The sequence below is a fragment of the Methanothrix sp. genome, assembly GCF_024518575.1.
GTDB lineage: Archaea > Halobacteriota > Methanosarcinia > Methanotrichales > Methanotrichaceae > Methanothrix_B.
Genome location: NZ_JANIHG010000032.1, coordinates 1 through 16,701, shown reverse-complemented (window position 1 = coordinate 16,701; position 16,701 = coordinate 1). Strand labels below are relative to the sequence as shown.

General features: G+C 54.4%; 13 protein-coding genes. 11 read left to right on the top strand and 2 right to left on the bottom strand.

What is annotated here, in order from left to right:
* The first annotated feature begins 764 nt into the window (after positions 1 to 764).
* The 10 genes from NQU42_RS06700 to NQU42_RS06655 all read left to right on the top strand — a co-directional run bounded on the left by NQU42_RS06700 (position 765) and on the right by NQU42_RS06655 (position 10,475).
* Entirely contained in the window at positions 765 to 1,937 is a 1,173-nt protein-coding gene (locus NQU42_RS06700; protein ID WP_366070235.1) for a RuBisCO large subunit C-terminal-like domain-containing protein, read from the top strand.
* Between the two features lie 122 nt (positions 1,938 to 2,059).
* Complete coding sequence (gene ahaH, locus NQU42_RS06695; RefSeq protein ID WP_296610085.1) at positions 2,060 to 2,386, top strand: ATP synthase archaeal subunit H; 327 nt, start codon at positions 2,060 to 2,062, stop codon at positions 2,384 to 2,386.
* Complete coding sequence (locus tag NQU42_RS06690; RefSeq protein WP_296610084.1) at positions 2,379 to 4,403, top strand: V-type ATP synthase subunit I; 2,025 nt, start codon at positions 2,379 to 2,381, stop codon at positions 4,401 to 4,403. Before ahaH ends, NQU42_RS06690 begins: the two co-directional genes overlap by 8 nt.
* Positions 4,404 to 4,459: 56 nt before the next feature.
* Positions 4,460 to 4,717: a H+-transporting two-sector ATPase C subunit gene (locus NQU42_RS06685; RefSeq protein WP_011696758.1), complete on the top strand. Its 258-nt coding sequence runs from the start codon at positions 4,460 to 4,462 to the stop codon at positions 4,715 to 4,717.
* 28 nt (positions 4,718 to 4,745) lie between these two features.
* Positions 4,746 to 5,294, top strand: a complete 549-nt coding sequence (locus tag NQU42_RS06680) for a V-type ATP synthase subunit E (protein ID WP_296610082.1) — start codon at positions 4,746 to 4,748, stop codon at positions 5,292 to 5,294.
* A gap of 5 nt (positions 5,295 to 5,299) precedes the next feature.
* A complete protein-coding gene (locus NQU42_RS06675) occupies positions 5,300 to 6,349 on the top strand; it encodes a V-type ATP synthase subunit C (protein WP_296610080.1) in 1,050 nt (349 codons plus the stop codon).
* Entirely contained in the window at positions 6,349 to 6,648 is a 300-nt protein-coding gene (locus NQU42_RS06670; RefSeq protein ID WP_296610079.1) for a V-type ATP synthase subunit F, read from the top strand. The genes NQU42_RS06675 and NQU42_RS06670 overlap by 1 nt, the downstream gene beginning before the upstream one ends.
* Complete coding sequence (locus NQU42_RS06665; RefSeq protein ID WP_296610078.1) at positions 6,639 to 8,369, top strand: V-type ATP synthase subunit A; 1,731 nt, start codon at positions 6,639 to 6,641, stop codon at positions 8,367 to 8,369. The genes NQU42_RS06670 and NQU42_RS06665 overlap by 10 nt, the downstream gene beginning before the upstream one ends.
* 11 nt (positions 8,370 to 8,380) lie before the next feature.
* Entirely contained in the window at positions 8,381 to 9,772 is a 1,392-nt protein-coding gene (locus NQU42_RS06660) for a V-type ATP synthase subunit B (RefSeq protein WP_296610076.1), read from the top strand.
* Between the two features lie 4 nt (positions 9,773 to 9,776).
* Positions 9,777 to 10,475, top strand: coding sequence for a V-type ATP synthase subunit D (locus NQU42_RS06655; RefSeq protein ID WP_296610075.1), 699 nt, complete (start codon positions 9,777 to 9,779; stop codon positions 10,473 to 10,475).
* Between the two features lie 469 nt (positions 10,476 to 10,944).
* Here NQU42_RS06655 and NQU42_RS06650 read toward each other — a convergent pair whose 3' ends face one another.
* Together NQU42_RS06650 and NQU42_RS06645 are read right to left on the bottom strand one after the other, a co-directional pair.
* Positions 10,945 to 14,655, bottom strand: a complete 3,711-nt coding sequence (locus NQU42_RS06650) for a hypothetical protein (protein WP_296610073.1) — start codon at positions 14,653 to 14,655, stop codon at positions 10,945 to 10,947.
* Positions 14,649 to 15,638 (bottom strand): PKD domain-containing protein, encoded by a 990-nt coding sequence (locus NQU42_RS06645; protein WP_296610071.1) that lies wholly within the window; start codon positions 15,636 to 15,638, stop codon positions 14,649 to 14,651. The genes NQU42_RS06650 and NQU42_RS06645 overlap by 7 nt, the downstream gene beginning before the upstream one ends.
* Before the next feature lie 635 nt (positions 15,639 to 16,273).
* Here NQU42_RS06645 and NQU42_RS06640 point away from each other — a divergent pair.
* Positions 16,274 to 16,657: a translation initiation factor IF-5A gene (locus NQU42_RS06640; protein ID WP_011696830.1), complete on the top strand. Its 384-nt coding sequence runs from the start codon at positions 16,274 to 16,276 to the stop codon at positions 16,655 to 16,657.
* Positions 16,658 to 16,701: the final 44 nt, after the last annotated feature.

The window sequence follows — 16,701 nt, the reverse complement described above, 5'->3', positions numbered from 1 at the left end:
ATGCAAACAGAACTCGATTCCATTTGTCATCGGTTAGGGTTTCTATGCAATATAATATGATGAATATTTAACAATTTTCCTGCCATCGTATGTATGCTGCCTGATAAGATCGATAGCAATCGTCAAGAATCTTAATTTCAAGATAATACCTATGTAAAAATTATTAATCAATTCTTGCGTCGAACTGCATTAACCGATGACACATGAACTCGATTCACAGATGAATGGTGGGCTTAACCGATGACAGCGACGATAATGTTTACGGAAGAACGTATTACTCGGCTGGACATCCTGATTGCAACTGGGTCGCTATATGTCTTGATATAGGTGCAGACGCCCTGACGCTTCTTCATGAGCTGTATCACTACGCCACTGGTAGCGGTGATGAATGTAAAGCCGTAGCCGTATCATGCTGCTGCTTTGACAGCTTGGCGCCCGAGTACTGGTAGAGCGATAATCTGTTTGGCATCGTGTGTTTGCCGACTTCGGGTCACGGAGGTGAGTTGATTAACGTACTCATTCTTTTCCCAAAATCGCCAAGCCAGCAACCGATGGGCAAGCTATTTAGATGGGATCTATTTTATTTTCCTCACTCAAATTCTTGATTTGAGATGATTTGAGCTGCATCGGCAACTATAAAAGCATCCGCACAGCAATAGATCTGGGCATGGGGTGCTTCGAGGATTTTATGGAGCTGAGGGAGAACGTCGAGGACGCCCGAAGGGCGATCTTCCTGCGGCGCAGTTCATCAGAAAAGGTGGATGATGATGCACAGAGATGTTGTGGCGCGCTACCGCGTCGAGACTGACCTTCCCATGAGGAAGGCTGCTGAGGCGATAGCTGCTGAGCAGTCGACTGGGACGTGGACTGAGGTAAGAGGAGCCGAGAGCGATCTGGCGGCCAGGGTTCTCTCGATAGATGGCAATACTGTGGAGATAGAGTTCCCTGTGGAGCTCTTCGAGCCGGGGAACATACCGCAGTATCTCTCCGTCATCGCGGGCAACCTCTTCGGGCTGGAGGCTCTGAAGAAGGTTCGGCTTCTGGACGTCGATTTTCCAGAGTCGATAATAAGGGCGCACAGCGGCCCGAAGTTCGGTATAGATGAGGCTAGGAGTATCATCGATGTGCGCGATCGACCTCTTGTCGGCACTATAGTCAAGCCCAAGGTCGGGCTGAACCCCAGGCAGACAGCTGAGGTCGCAGGAGAGGCTGTTAGGGGTGGCCTCGATCTCGTCAAGGACGATGAGACACTCACAGATCAGAGCTTCTGCCCGATGGAGAAAAGGGTCGAGGAGGTAATGGCTGAGCTCGACAGGGTCGAGAGCGAGACCGGGAAGAGGGCGTTCTACGCAGTCAACGTAACAGCTGGCGCTGACACTATCCTGGAGCGGGCGGAGAGGGCGATAGACCGTGGTGCGAACATGCTCATGGTCGATGTTCTGACAGCAGGATTCTCAGCGCTCGAGGCGCTCGCAAGAGGTGTGGATCTTCCCATACATGTGCACAGAACGATGCACGGTGCGATGACCAGAGACAGAGCGCATGGCATATCGATGCTCGTTATAGCGAAGCTTGTCAGGATGGCGGGTGGGACGAACCTGCACACCGGTAGTTACGTCGGAAAGATGGCCAGCGATATTGAGGAGAACGACCAGTGCAGGGATGCACTTCGTGGGGAGTGGTATGGCCTGAAAAGAGTCTTCCCGGTGGCTTCAGGCGGCATACATCCCGGGAAGGTGGCGGGCAACCTGGATGGATACGGTATAGACTGCATAGTGCAGGCGGGTGGTGGCGTACACGGACATCCGGATGGCACTACCGCTGGTGCGAGGGCGATGGTGCAGGCAGTCGAGGCGTGGCTGAAGGGCGTACCGGTGAGCGAGTATGCGAAGAGCCATAAGGAGCTGGAGCGTGCGCTGGAGCGATGGGGAGTTTGAGCTCGCCTCAGGGGAGTGAAACCGAAGGTTTTATATTCGTAGATGGGGATGGATTGACAGTCTGTCACGAGTCAAGCGACGCGCGCTGTTTGAAAAACAGCATGGATGTAGTGAGGGATCAGATGGCGAGACACGAGATCTTGTCGAGAATCAAGCAGGCAGAGGCGGATGCGAAGGCCAGTGTCCAGCAGGCCTTGCAGGAGAAGGAAAAACGCATCGCTGATGCCACTACCGAAGCAGCGAACATAGTGCGTACAGCCGAATCCGAAGCACAGGCCTTCTACGAGAAGGAACTCGCCAAGGCGGAGGGCGAAGTTAAGGCCAAGAAGCAATCGGTTATTAGCGAGGGCATGCGAAAGGTCGATGCCTTGAGGTCTAGTGCAAGCGCAAAACTGGACAAGGCGGTTGAATACATACTAAAGGAGTTTATGGGGTTGTTGCATGCTTAGACCCGTTGAGATGAGCCGTGTAGTCGTCGCCGGGTCGAAGAATGTGATGGAGTCTGTGGTGGAGAAGCTCCATGAGCTTAACCTCATGCACATCGTCAACTATACAGGTGGGGCAGACTATTTTGAGCAGGGCAAGACGATGGGCAAAGGCAAGGAGTTCTCCGAGAACCTCATAAAGCTCAGATCGATTGAGAGATATCTGGACATAAAGCCAAAGGCTCCCGATGTCAGGTTTGCGGAGTCCGAGGTATTATCCCAGATGGACGATCTGCTGGGAAGGCTTGCGAATGATGTGACCTCCACCTACGAGCGCATAACTGCGATCGAGGCTGAGATCAAATCAAAGCAGGATCAGATCAATGCGCTTCGGCCACTGGCGGCGATCGACCTGCCCATAGAGCTGTACTCAGGCTACGAGACCCTTGCGGTCTTCGTGGGAACGGTTGAGTCCGCAGTTGATGCCGACGTCGCAAAGGTCGCTCCCAAGAGCGAGGTCTTCACAGGGAGCTTCAAGAACACCACTGTGGTCGCGGTGTTCGTGCCCGTTGAGAAGGCCTCTGAGGTTCAGGCGGTCCTTGCCGAGCATGGGTTTGCAGAGATCTCGGTTCCAAAGCTTACCGGAGCTCCCGATGTGGCCATAGCCACTCTGGAGGCGGAGATAAAGCGGCTGGAGTCCGAGAAGGAGCCACTGCAGAAGAAGCTCAAGGATCTGAAGAAGCAGTATGAGGACATCATACTCGCTGCGGATGAGTACCTGAGCATCCAGACCCAGAAGACCGATGCGCCTCTCAGGTTTGCCACAAGCGATAACGCGTTTGTCATAGATGGCTACGTCCCATCAGCAGACTATGATAAGCTCAAGAGCGCGCTTGAGAGCACAACCGGCGGCAGAATACATGTCGAGAGGCTGCCCGATAGCGAGATGGAGGAGCTTGTCGAGAAGCGGGGCGAGGATATACCCACGAAGATCGAGAACCCCGGGATCGTGAAGCCTTACGAGCTCATAACCAGGCTTTTCGCGATACCTGAGTACAAGGAGTTCGATCCGACGCTTCTGATATTCGTCTTCTTCCCGATAATGTTCGGGATGATCCTCGGCGACGTCGGATATGGCATCATGATAATACTTGTGCTCATGATGCTCAAGAAGAAGTTCAGAACTGAGGGGTGGACACAGCTGATAAACATCGTGATGATCGCAAGCGTCTGGTCTATAATCTTCGGCCTGATCTTCGGCGAGATCTTCGGGCCGATGGGCCTGTGGGGCAAGATCTTCGGGCAGCTGCCACATGAGGAGATCCTTGCGCTGGAGGAATCCGGAAGGTTCTTCGGCGAGGGTGTCTTCGGTCCGCTTGGCAGGGTTGGCCCGATGGGAATGTTCCCGCTGTACAGGCTGGCCACTAATGCGGTGCTGATGCTGATCGGTGTCAGTATCTTCATCGGTGTTCTCCATTGTGGAATCGGTTCCATACTCGGCGTAAAGACAGAGCTCAATTATGGTGAGAAGAAGCACGCGTATTTCGAGAGGCTTCCGGTGCTGATCTTCCAGGTGTCGTTCGCGCTGCTGCTTCTCGGCCTGGTTCTGGGCTTCATGCCCCTGGTGTATCTCATGGGGCTCCTTGTTGTGGTGGCTATCGTCATGATGGTCATGGGCCCAGAGGGTGTGATGGGTGCCACGCATCTTCCGTTCTATGTGAGCAACCTGATATCCTACCTGAGGCTTCTGGCCATTGGCCTCGCGTCAGTTGGTGTTGCATTTGCAGCCAACAAGCTGGCCTTTGGCGTCATCATGCCGATGCTCAGCGGCGGTGAGCACCTCACGATGATAGCTTACATCGTGGGAGTCATCGTGCTGCTTGTGGTGCACTTCATCAACCTGCTGCTTGGTATACTGTCTCCGTTCATGCATCCTCTGAGGTTGCATTACGTCGAGATGTTCACCAAGTTCTACAGCCAGCATGGTGGTGGAGTTGAGTACAGTCCCTTCGGACATGTCCGGAGGTATCTGAAGGTATAAAACGGGACGAACAAAATACTGAATGGTTATAATAATAGTAAGGAGGTTTGAGGAATATGGCTATAACGGATGCAGGAGTAATGTACGGTCTGTTGGCAGTTGGTGCAGGTCTTGCGACTGGGCTTGCCGGTATCGGTGCGGGTGTCGGTGAGCAGGGCATTGGAGCCGCCGTCGTCGGCGTCGTTGCAGAGGAGCCTGGATTCCTGGGCAAGGGCCTGTTCCTGATGCTGCTGCCCGAGACGCTGATCATCTTCGGGCTTGCCGTCTCGCTGATCCTGATGTTCGCCTGGTCACCCTTCGCCGCGTTACTCTGAGCACCCCCATCCAAAAGGGTGAGAGGCAATGGCACTAGATGCAGTGGTTGAGGATATTCTGGCAACAAGCAAGAGCAAGGTCGCCCAGATAAATGCGGAGGCCGAGCAGGAGGTTGCCAGAATACTTAGTGAGGCCAGAGAACGTGCCGCCGAGATAAAGTCCAGGAAAGAGGCAGAGGCAAAGCACGACATAGAGGCTCTTGTGCGCAGGGAGATGTCCAGCGCAAACCTGGAGCTCAAGAGGGCTGAGCTGAACGTTCACAAGGAACTCCTTGAGCAGGTGAGGACGAAGTTCCTCGATGCAGTCGCAAAGCTGCCCAAGGACAAGAACGAGGCTCTCATAAAGAAGCTCCTGGAGCCCTATGATCTCAAGGATATGAAGGTCTACTCCAACAAGAGAGATCAGACCTTTGTATCCTCTCTTGTCCCCAATTACGGAGGCACGCTGGATATAATCGGTGGCGTGGTGGTCGAGAGCAAGGACGGGTCAGTGAGGTTCGATCTCTCATATGAGACTCTAGCGCGGGACATATTCAACGCAAAGGTCAAAGAGGTCTCCAAGCTCTTGTTCGGGTGAGAGCGATGCCAGTACTACGTTTGCCGAAGTTCGGAAAACCGGTGAAGTACGCGTACATCACGGGCAGGGTAAGGGCGATGAAGACGAAGCTCATACCCAACGAGATGTATGCCAGAATGCTGAACATGGATATACCAGAGATTGCAAGATACCTCGAAGAGACCCAGTACAAGGAGGAGATCGATGCTCTGGCCAAGGACTACTCCGGTGCAGAGCTGATCGAGCATGCGACCTTTGCAAACCTGGCAAAGACCTACAGGAAGCTCCTTGAGGTCTCGATAGACGAGCCCCAGTTCCTGATACTGGAGTACCTGAGGCGCTGGGACATCTGGAACATAAAGACGATCCTTCGCGGGAAGTTCTATGGAGCCAGCGACTCTGAGATAATGAAGTACATAGTGCCTGCGGGCGAGCTGGACATGGAGTTCCTGGAGGGGCTTGCCAAGAAGGACTCGATCAACGATGTCATAGCTGCATTCGAGGGCACGGACTTCGCCGAGGCTCTCTCCAAGTACGATGGGAAGTTCCTCGCCTCTGTGGAGAACGCCCTTGACAAGCTCTATTACTTCAGGATGGAGCGCGCTGTGGGCGGGACGCTATCAGTCGGCGGCGGTCTCCTTCTCAAGTACGTCAGGAGAGAGATCGATATCAGAAACCTCATAACCCTCTTCCGCATGAACAAGGCTGGAATCGAGGCTAGCATCGTTCAGGAGAACCTGATACCTGGCGGGAAGCTCGGCGAGGAGCTGAGCCGGATGGCAGGACAGCCCTATGCGGATTTCGTAAGGGGGCTTGAAGGCTATCCGTTCTGGAGCGCAATCTCAGATGTGGCGACCGCGGACCTCGATGGCGTTAGCAGGATAGAGGCGAGATTGAAGGCATATCTCATCAGATATGCGTGGTCTCTCTCCAACTACCATCCGCTGTCGATCCTGCCTGTGCTTGGCTACATAGTCACGAAGGAGACAGAGGTTGCCAACATCAGGAAGATCGTCAGAGGGAAGGAGGCTGGACTGCCTAACGAGCTCATCGAGGAGCAGATGGTGGTGGCATAATGGAGATTGCAGTTATAGGTAATAGTGATGCGGTTATCGGATTCAGCCTCGCAGGGATCAAGAAAGCCTACGAGGCCACCTCGGAAGAGGAGCTGGTAAACAAGATAAATGAGGTCATGGCTGATCCGAATGTAGGAATTCTGGTCCTGCACCAGAGTGACTATAACAGGCTTCCTAAGAGGCTGCAGTCGACCTTATCTAACTCCGTTAGGCCTACTGTTATCGCTATCGGAACCGAGCAAAGCACAGAGATGAGAGAGAAGATTAAAAGGGCAATAGGTGTCGATTTATGGAAGTAGGAAGAGTAAAGAGAGTCGCCGGGCCGGTCGTGCAGGCCGTTGGCCTGAAGGCTTCGATGTACGACCTGGTTCTGGTCGGCGAGGAAGGCCTGATGAGTGAGGTCATCGGCATTTCCGGAGATAAGCACATCATCCAGGTATACGAGGATACCTCGGGTATCAAGCCTGGTGAGCCGGTCAAGGAGACCGGAGGGCCTCTGGTGGCCCAGCTTGGTCCTGGCATCCTCACTCAGATCTACGACGGCGTTCAGAGACCGCTTCCCCTGCTGGCCGAGAGGTCTGGAGACTTCATCAGCAGAGGCCTCTTCGTCGATGGTGTAGATCACAAGAAGAAGTGGGAGTTCCAGCCCCTGGTGAAGAAGGGCGATACGGTAAAGCCCGGACAGCCCATAGGCGTCGTCCAGGAGCAGCTCCTGATCAAGCACAAGATCATGGTCCCACCGAAGCACAAGGGTGGGGTCGTCAAGGAGATCTACAGCGGGAACTTCACGGTTGAGGAGACAGTCTGTGTGCTTGAGGATGGCTCACAGCTCACGATGCTCCAGAAGTGGCCCGTCCGTCAGGCGCGTCCTGTCGTGAGGAAGCTGCCTCCGACAATTCCACTGAGGACAGGCCAAAGGGTCATCGATGGATTCTTCCCGCTGGCAAAGGGCGGAACCGCAGCCATCCCCGGAGGATTCGGCACGGGCAAGACCGTCATGCAGCAGACGCTCTCAAAGTGGTCTGACGTCGATATAGTCATCTACGTCGGATGCGGCGAGCGCGGCAACGAGATGGCAGATCTGCTCCACGAGTTCCCCGAGCTGGTGGATCCGAGGACAAACAGGCCGCTGCTCGAGAGGTCGATCGTCTACGCCAACACATCAAACATGCCTGTGGCAGCTCGCGAGGCGTCGATCTACACAGGGATGACCACAGCAGAGTACTACAGAGACATGGGTTATGATGTGCTGATGACCGCGGACTCGACATCGAGATGGGCGGAGGCCATGAGAGAGCTCGCCTCGAGGCTTGAGGAGATGCCTGGTGAGGAGGGCTATCCTGCGTATCTCGCTGCGAGGCTTGCAGACTTCTACGAGCGCGCTGGAAGGGCTGAGATCCTGGCCGGCGGAGAGGGCTCTGTCGCAGTCGTGGGCGCAGTATCTCCACCCGGTGGAGACTTCACGGAGCCTGTGACCCAGAACACACTCCGTATCGTCAAGGTATTCTGGGCGCTCGACTCCAGGCTGACGCAGCGCAGGCACTTCCCGTCGATCAACTGGCTCGATTCGTACTCGCTGTACGAGAAGGATCTGGAGAGCTGGTATGCGGAGAACGTCGCTGCCGACTGGAACCAGCTGAAGAGGAGAGCGATGGCGATACTGCAGGAGAACGCCGAGCTCGAGGAGATCGTCATGCTCGTCGGCTCGGATGCGCTGCCTGAGGATCAGCAGCTGACACTCGAGGTCGCCAGGATGATCATCAACTTCTGGCTGGCGCAGAGCGCGTTCCACCCGGTGGATACATTCTGCCCGTACAAGAAGCAGTACGATCTCATGAAGGCTATACTGACATACAGGGACTACGCGTTCGATGCTCTCCACAGGGGTGTAGCGGTCGATCAGATCAAGAGCGTACCCTCCAAAGACGCACTAGCCAAGCTCAGGATGGTTGAGGACTACGAGCCCGAGCTCAAGAAGGTCATGGACCAGATGAAGGCCGAGTTCGAGGCTCTGAAGTAAGGGGGTTGCCAATGACCAAGGAATACAAGACTATAACCGAGATCTCTGGACCCCTGGTCTTCGTCGAGAAGACCGAGCCGGTAGGCTACGGTGAGCTCGTCGAGATCAGGACGGCCAGCGGTGAGGTGAAGAGAGGCCAGGTCCTGGACACCTCGGATGAGATCGTCGTCGTCCAGGTCTTCGAGGGTACCGGTGGCCTCTCAAAGGATAGCTCCGTGAGATTCACCGGAGACGTCATCAAGATGCCGCTCTCTCCGAGCATCATAGGGAGGGTCCTCTCCGGCTCCGGCAGGCCGAGGGATGGCGGGCCACCCATCGTTCCAGAGGTAGAGCGCGAGATCATCGGGGCTGCCATAAACCCTGCCTCGAGGGAGAAGCCGAGGGCGTTCATCCAGACGGGCATATCGACCATAGACGGGACCAACACACTGGTGAGAGGGCAGAAGCTGCCCATCTTCTCGGGTGCAGGTCTCCCGCATAACGATGTCGCTCTTCAGATCGCCCGCCAGGCAAAGGTCGTGGGTGAGGCGGAGCAGTTCGCGGTGGTCTTCTGCGCCATGGGCATCACAAACGAGGAGGCCCAGCACTTCATGGCCGACTTCGAGAGGACAGGCGCTCTCGAGAGGGCTGTGATCTTCCTCAACCTGGCAGACGATCCCGCTGTCGAGAGGCTCCTGACTCCAAAGCTCGGGCTGACCACAGCTGAGTACCTGGCGTTCGATCTGGACATGCACGTGCTGGTCATCTACACCGACATGACCAACTACTGCGAGTCCCTGAGGCAGATGGGAGCTGCCAGAGAGGAGGTTCCCGGACGCCGCGGCTATCCGGGTTACATGTACACAGACCTCGCCACGAACTACGAGCGCGCCGGGATCATAAAGGGCAAGAAGGGATCGATCACGCAGTTCCCGATCCTCACGATGCCAGGCGACGACATCACGCATCCGATTCCGGATCTGTCGGGATACATCACAGAGGGCCAGCTCATCGTATCGCGTGAGCTCCACAGGAAGGGCATCTATCCGCCGATCGATATCCGCCCATCCCTGAGCAGGCTGATGAACTCAGGAATCGGCGCCGGACACACAAGAGAGGATCACAGGGCCGTATCGGATCAGCTCTACGCGTACTACGCAGAGGGCTGCGATCTGAGGGGCCTTGCTGCGATCGTTGGCAAGGAGGCTCTATCAGAGCGCGACAAGCTCATCCTGGAGTTCGCCGACCAGTTCGAGCGCAGGTTCGTCAACCAGGGCAGGGATGAGGACAGGTCCATCATAGAGACCCTCACCATCGGATGGGAGCTCCTCTCGATGCTGCCCGAGACGATGCTCACCAGGATCGACGACAAGTACATCAAGAAATACCATCCGAAGTACGCAGGCACCGCAAAGAAAGAGTGAGATCATGGCCGTAATAAGAGGGACAAAGCCGACCAGGGCAGTGCTCATCGCCCTTCGAAGAAGGATCAAGGTGGCACAGACTGGTCATGAGCTCCTCAAGATGAAGCGCGACGGCCTCATGATCGAATTTTTTGAGGTGCTGAACAGGGCGAAGACGATACGGCAAGAGCTCGTCAATGAATACATCCGGGCGGAGCAGAGGCTCAGCCTGGCGAAGGCCGCGGATGGCACCATAGCCATAAAGAGCGTGGCCTTTGCCCTGCAGAAGGAGCCTGCCGTGGATCTGCAGTCCAGGAATATAATGGGTGTGGTTGTCCCGAAGATCACTGCGGAGGCCGTGCACAAGAAGATGTACGAGCGAGGATACGGTATCATAGGGACGAGCGCAGCCATAGATGAGGCTGCAGATGCCTATGAGAGCCTGGTGGACAAGATAATCACAGCAGCCGAGGTTGAGACCTCGCTGATGAAGCTCGTGGATGATATCGAGAAGACCAAGAGGCGCGTGAACGCGCTTGAGTTCAAGGTCATCCCCGATATCAAGGACACCATCAGGTTCATAGGCTTCGCACTGGAGGAGATGGACAGGGACAACATAGTCAGGCTGAAGAAGCTCAAGGCTAAGGCTCAGAAGCGCGCCAAGGCTGAGGAGGCTGAAAAGGCAGCCAAGGCTGCTGCCGAGGCTGCAGCCTCTGCCACGTGAGCATGACAGGATGGGCCGAGCGCAAGGCAAAGGAGTGGTTTGGGACCCCCGAGAAGAAGATGAGGTTGCTCCAGTGGTTAGTGTACATCTCCAACCTCTATGTAATTCTCGGGGTATTCATATTAATTTATATTCTATACGGAGAGCACCTTCACGCGCTCTGGGATGCGATCAGGAGCGGTCAGCTTTAGCTGCCCTTGCAAGTTCTGGTTGTGTCAGGCATTCTTTGTTCAGTGTTTTTCTGAGCACAGCGTTATCCTTGTGATGCGTTGCCCTCGTGATTTAGGGGCAGGGAGTTACACTTTTCATGCAATGGCAAAGAGAGCATCCAGTAATCCACTAAGACCTCGATATCGCCCTGCCCGCGGTTGAGTTACACTTTTCATACAATGGCAAAGAGAGCATCCAGCGGTCGCCAGCTCTGCGATGCGTTTTCCTGAAGAGGCAGACTGCTGTTATTCGCGTCTACTCATATGCATCCCTTTGTGCAGTCGTCCCTCTTCTCCATCTCATTATAGATCTCATCAATCGCGCCCTCGCAGTCCTCGAAGCTCCCGTTTATGCCGATGCAGCTGTATGATTCAGGGATCACGAATGTCAGGTTCTCCGCGGTGAGGTTCTCTCTGGTGATACCGGGAATACAGCAGGATAGCCACTCCCGGTCGAACCTGACGGAAGCATCCGCTGATACATCGGCCTTCTTGGCCCTTGCTGTTACGTTGACGCGGTTCTCAAAGGCATTTATCTCCGGATCCATGCTTGCGAACAGCCTTATCTCCATCCTCCTGCTGATCTCGAGAGACGGCACGCTCCAGTTTATGCATCTTCCCTCTATCTCAGGCCGTAGAGTGGAGTTGATCATCTCCAGACCCTCGGGAAGCACATCTCTCACAATCACATCCCTCAGAGGCTCGTTCCCGTCGTTTGTCACATTTATGATGAACAGCACGGTCGTCTCGTCGACAGGCACCACCATCTTAGTGATGTTGATATGCGGGTAGAGGTGCTTGGGCACAGCGTAAACGCTCACCGCGAGATCTACCGTGTATCTGCCGGCGAGATCCTGTTCGACCCTGAGAACCTCCGGCCTGCCCATAGTGGCTTTGATCTCTCCCCTGCCTTCGAACTCGCCCAGCATCGAGAGGGTTGATCTTCCGAGTTCCGACTCCATCCTTATGTACGGCGCCTGGCTGATGCGTTCCATAAGCGCCAGATCCCGGGATCTGTCCTCGGTCGCGGAAGATTCATGCCAGAAGCTGCTGAACCTAGCCTCCCTTCCCAGTAGCGTCAGGTTCACCTCCGAGCTCGATGCCTCGATATCTCTTTTCACGATCTCAGTCTGGCTTATCAGGTCTGAACGATAATAACCGCTGCCGCTCTCCGCGGATTCCATGGACCCGGAGCGGAGCTCGGAACCCACAAAACCCTCTCCGGATGAGGATCTTCTGTATGCAAGACCGCTGCCATAGGAGTCGATGGATGATTCTGATCTGAAGCTCCCTGCGTATCTCTCATCTATGAAAGAGGATGCTCTCGAGACGTATTTGATGCGCCTGATGCCATGCTCGACCTCGGCGACCTCCCTGAAGGTGGTCTGGTTTGGGTCAGCCTGATATCTGCTGCTCAGATCGAGGGACCTGGCGTACATGTAGCTGCCCTCGATCGATTCTCCCCTGTTTTGGTTTCTGGACCCGGTGCTCTCGAACCATGAGGATCCGAATGCCACCTTTCTCCAGGGAAGAGAGAATCTTGTTGGCCTCTGCTCTGCGAAGAGCTCCTTCTCAACGGAGACGTTCCTGCTCGAGAGGTTGAGATTCGCCAGGAGCTCCTCCTCGTAGTAGCCGCTGCCGTGCTCTCTTGTGCTTATCTCAGATCCCGGATCTCCAGCGACCGTTATGCTCTTCGAGCTCGAGGCGTTGTGGTAAACCTTCCTCCCATCATCTCTGTAGTACCCTGTGATGTATGCCCGGTTGGTATGCGACCTGGCCTCGATAGCTGTTGAGAAGCTCCTCCTCACCCTGACGAACCCCTCACCCGAGACGCTTGAGCTCTCGTTGTAGACCAGATTGGAGCGCTCCGGCACCCTCATCGTTATCACTGCTGTCCCATTCTCGCCGCTCTTCAGATCGCCGATGCTCCATACGAGCGTCCTGCCCTTCACAGAGGGATTGCCAGATACGCTGACCAGCTCCAGGTCAGGGAGCACATCCGTCACATTGACGTCATGCGCATCGTAATTTCCCTTGTTGCCGAATCTAACCGTGAAGACAACCTCCTCGCCAGGCGCGTATACGTCCTTATCGGAGCTCTTGTTTATCCACAAGCTCTGGATGACGCCTGTGACGAGGGTGGTGTTAACTCCCACAAATCTGTCTGAATCTATGCGGTATGTGTTGCCGATAAAATCCCTGTTCGTGCTTCCGACCATCACACTGATCTCGATCTCACCACCTGCTCCGGGCGCAAGTTCCGGAATCCTCCAGGTGTAGATGTTGCCGGAAACTCCGGACGGCTCCGGAGACGAGCTGAGATATTCCACCGCTGGATCCAGAATGTCGGTTATGCGGACGTTTTTATGTGTGTATGACCCATCGTTGCGGTACGTTATCCTGTAAATCAATCTGGATCCCGGCACCACGAGACCGGAGGACGCGCTCTTGCTTATGTTGAGGCCAGCGCTGACGACTGTGGTGTTCAGAAGATACTCATCACTAGATCCCTCAGCGCTCCGGATCTCAACCCTGTTTGCTATGAGATCTGCGCTCTCCGCTGCGCTTCCCAGGATGCGTATGGTGCCCGACTCCCCTGCTCTCAGATCCCCGATACGCCACACATTCGTGCCCGAATGAGGGGGTGGATAGGAAGAGATGAAGCTGAAGTTGCCATCGTAGTGTTCTGTTATCACAACATCATGCGCATCCTCAGATCCCGCATTCTCGTAATATATAGTGTAGTTCAGGAGGGCGCCGCGGGATGCGATCTCGGGATCGGAACTCTTGTAGACCCTGAGATCGGGCAGAGGCCTGTTTACATCGATTGTGAATGTATCGATAGATGAGACAACAAGACCTCTGGCATCTCTGGCCGTGACGGTCGCGGTGTTCGTGAGCATCACCCGCTCCTCGTACACCCTGTATCCTGGGGTCCTGCGGTACTCCTTGCTCACGATGTTCCCGAATGGATCCTGGACCGCTATGAGCGTGTCTCCTGTGGTATAATCTGTTATCGTGTACGTTTTATAACCTGGAGATGGCGTATCGCGCTCGATTCTTATGTACTCCATCGTGCTCTCGAAAAGACACTCCTCAGAGTATACGCGGCCGTCACGCCTGTATTCTGTTCTGAGTGTCGCGCGCGATATCGGGTCGCGGTACTCTCTCGAGATCAGGATACCGCTCGTATCGAAAGACTCGAGGAGATACTCCCCTGTGATATTGTTTGTATGGTTCTCAAACCTGTGCCTCATGCTTGTGTAGGAGAGTGTCTGTGCCCTGGAGAAGTCGAATCTTCTCTGCCTCTCTCTCATGATGGAAAGCTTCGCCTCGAGCCTAGGCTTTCTATTCAGCAGTGATCTGACGATCTCTCCCGTATCTTCGGCTGCCATTATGCTGAGAACCGTCTCGCCTGCTGCGCCGTACTTCCTGGGATCTGGAAGCGTGAACCTCGCCTCGTAGTGCCAAATCTCTCCAGGCCCTAGAACTCCATCTCCATTATCTCCACTGATGTAAACAGGCTCACATCCCGGACCCCAGCTGTGGGAATCGGTGAGATTGATATCGAAGAGATCGCTTTCCCCATGGTTCGAGACGTTGTATGTGTATATAACAGAATCACCAACGTGCGCGGGTTTTGTGTAAATGCAATCTTTATCAAGATGTATCTCTGACCTGCCGAGCTGTCCTGTAATGATCTCTATCGAGGAGCTGTTGACGCATCCGCCCTCAATGGATTTAACGAGAAGCGTGACCCTCACCCTCTTTCCCGGGGTTTCAGGGAGCTGGAATGTGAAGATCCGACCATCGCCCTGGGCGATCACCTGGTCATCTACCTGTGCGATCCAGTGGTAAATGTAGTCGCCTTCAGGTCCGGTGAGAGTGATGCTTCTCCCATCATCTGCGGAGCACGCTGCTACAAGAAGCATCAGCAACGCGAACCCCCTGATCCTGTATAAGATCAGCATCTATCCTCCACAAATGATATGAAGATCTCAGGTTTTGGTATAACTATTACCTCTTTCACGCATGAGATGTTGCCGGCGATCAGCCTGAGCTCGTGGCTTCCGGTGCCGAATTCCGACCAGTTTATATCAATGCTGTCTCCGTATCCGATCTTCCGGCCATCAATCATCCAAGTATATTCTCTGCCGGTTGCGTTCGCTGTGTACCTCTGAACAGATTCCTCGCATGCTGCTTCAGGTCCATCGATCTCGCAGATGCAGCCCTCGATCGTTATTAGAGAGGAGCTCTTTGATGTTCTGCCCTTTGAGTCGGTGACGTTCTGGATTATGAGGTATCTTCCCGGATGCGAATATGCATGCACCGGATTTGCCTCAGAGCTCCTGTTCCCATCGCCCAGGTCCCAATTGTAGATGTAGGGGGGTGCCCCGCCCCTCGTCAGGTCTCTGAGATGGACCTCCTGACATACAGCCCGGTGCTCAAAACCTCCAGAAAGGGGGATATCAACGCTCATGCCTGGATGTGCATAGCACTGCGTCGTCCTCTCTCCGCATTTCATCTTTGATATATCGCACACACTCGACCTGGAGGGATCCCAGCTGAGGATCATGTCTTTTACGTGCAGTTCCTCGCCACAGCTCCACTCGATCTCGTATATGGGAAAAGACATGGTTGATCTTCCCTCTATGACATCGAGCACGCATCTCTCGATCCTTTCGACATTTCCGTTGACAACGAGATCCGCAAGCAGAACCAGGTTGTATCTCGGAGAGCTCGCCCTGTTTGTTATGGTCACCCAGATGTATGCCGTCGAGATGGCGCCCTGAGAGCATGGCTTGAGGGGTCTGCCCGATGCATCTCCGAGATATGCGCTCTCGACCACCACATCCTTGGAAGTGCACTGGAACTTGCAGTCAGGCCACTCTGCAGCCACCGGGGATATGAGCAGCACGACGAGCATCAGAAACACTGTCGATCTGCACTGCATGGCGATCCACCATAACACCTGGAGACGCATTACAATGACCATCTGTGCTCTCCTCCATCTGATAACTTGTAGGTATCGGTTCCGCTGTGCACTCCTGGCGAATGGATGGGTGCTAACAGAGACCGGCTTGCATGACAGCTAATTTGCTGAACAGATCAAGAGCAAATACCTGATATACCTTATCATCCATCATCTGGAATCTTGTAGACCTATCTGTGATTGTGTCTCAATGATGTTGGATAAGAGCTTGGGTGCGTATCTCTATCCCCGAGACTAAAAGAGATGGTCACGTACTGGTATCATTGAGAATCAACAGCATGTGAACTCGCAGAGTTCATGAGGGATTATGCCAAAGGACGGCGATTCCTGAGAGACCATCACAGGAATCGAGCCCGCAGACAAAGAGTTAACGCATCGTTGAACATACTCACCATCGGACTGGCAGAGCCTGTGGAGAGCCGCTAATTTATGCCAGCCAGTGCTTCTGCGCTGGTAGAAGCATATCGTATGAAGATGTGAGATGGGCGCTCCCCTCTTCAGGGCTGAAGGAGTCACTCGAACGGAGCCTCTTCCTCACCTTTAAATATAGGATCAGATCATTCCACCGGAAGACGAAAGACCAGGGTTGATCTCAAATGAAGGAGCAAGTAGAGATAAGGACGCTGAAGGAAGGTAGGTACATAATAATCGATGACGAGCCCTGCATAATAAAGAGCATAGCGCATTCAAAGCCTGGCAAGCACGGCGCGGCCAAGGCGAGAATAGACGCGATAGGCATATTCGACAATCAGAAGCGATCCATAGTTGCGCCGGTCACAACAAAGGTCTACGCGCCTATAGTCGAGCGGAAGACCGGGCAGGTGCTCTCTGTTGGGGAGACCAGCGTTCAGCTCATGGATCTTAAGGACTACACCACCATAGATGTGCCGATTACAGAGGATATGAAGCCGAAGCTCGAGCCCGGAAAGGAGGTGGCCTACCTATCCTCGATGGGAAAGGTCAAGATGGACATCAGGTGAATATCAAGGAATCAGAGTGACTACTCCCGCCAATGAATTGGCGG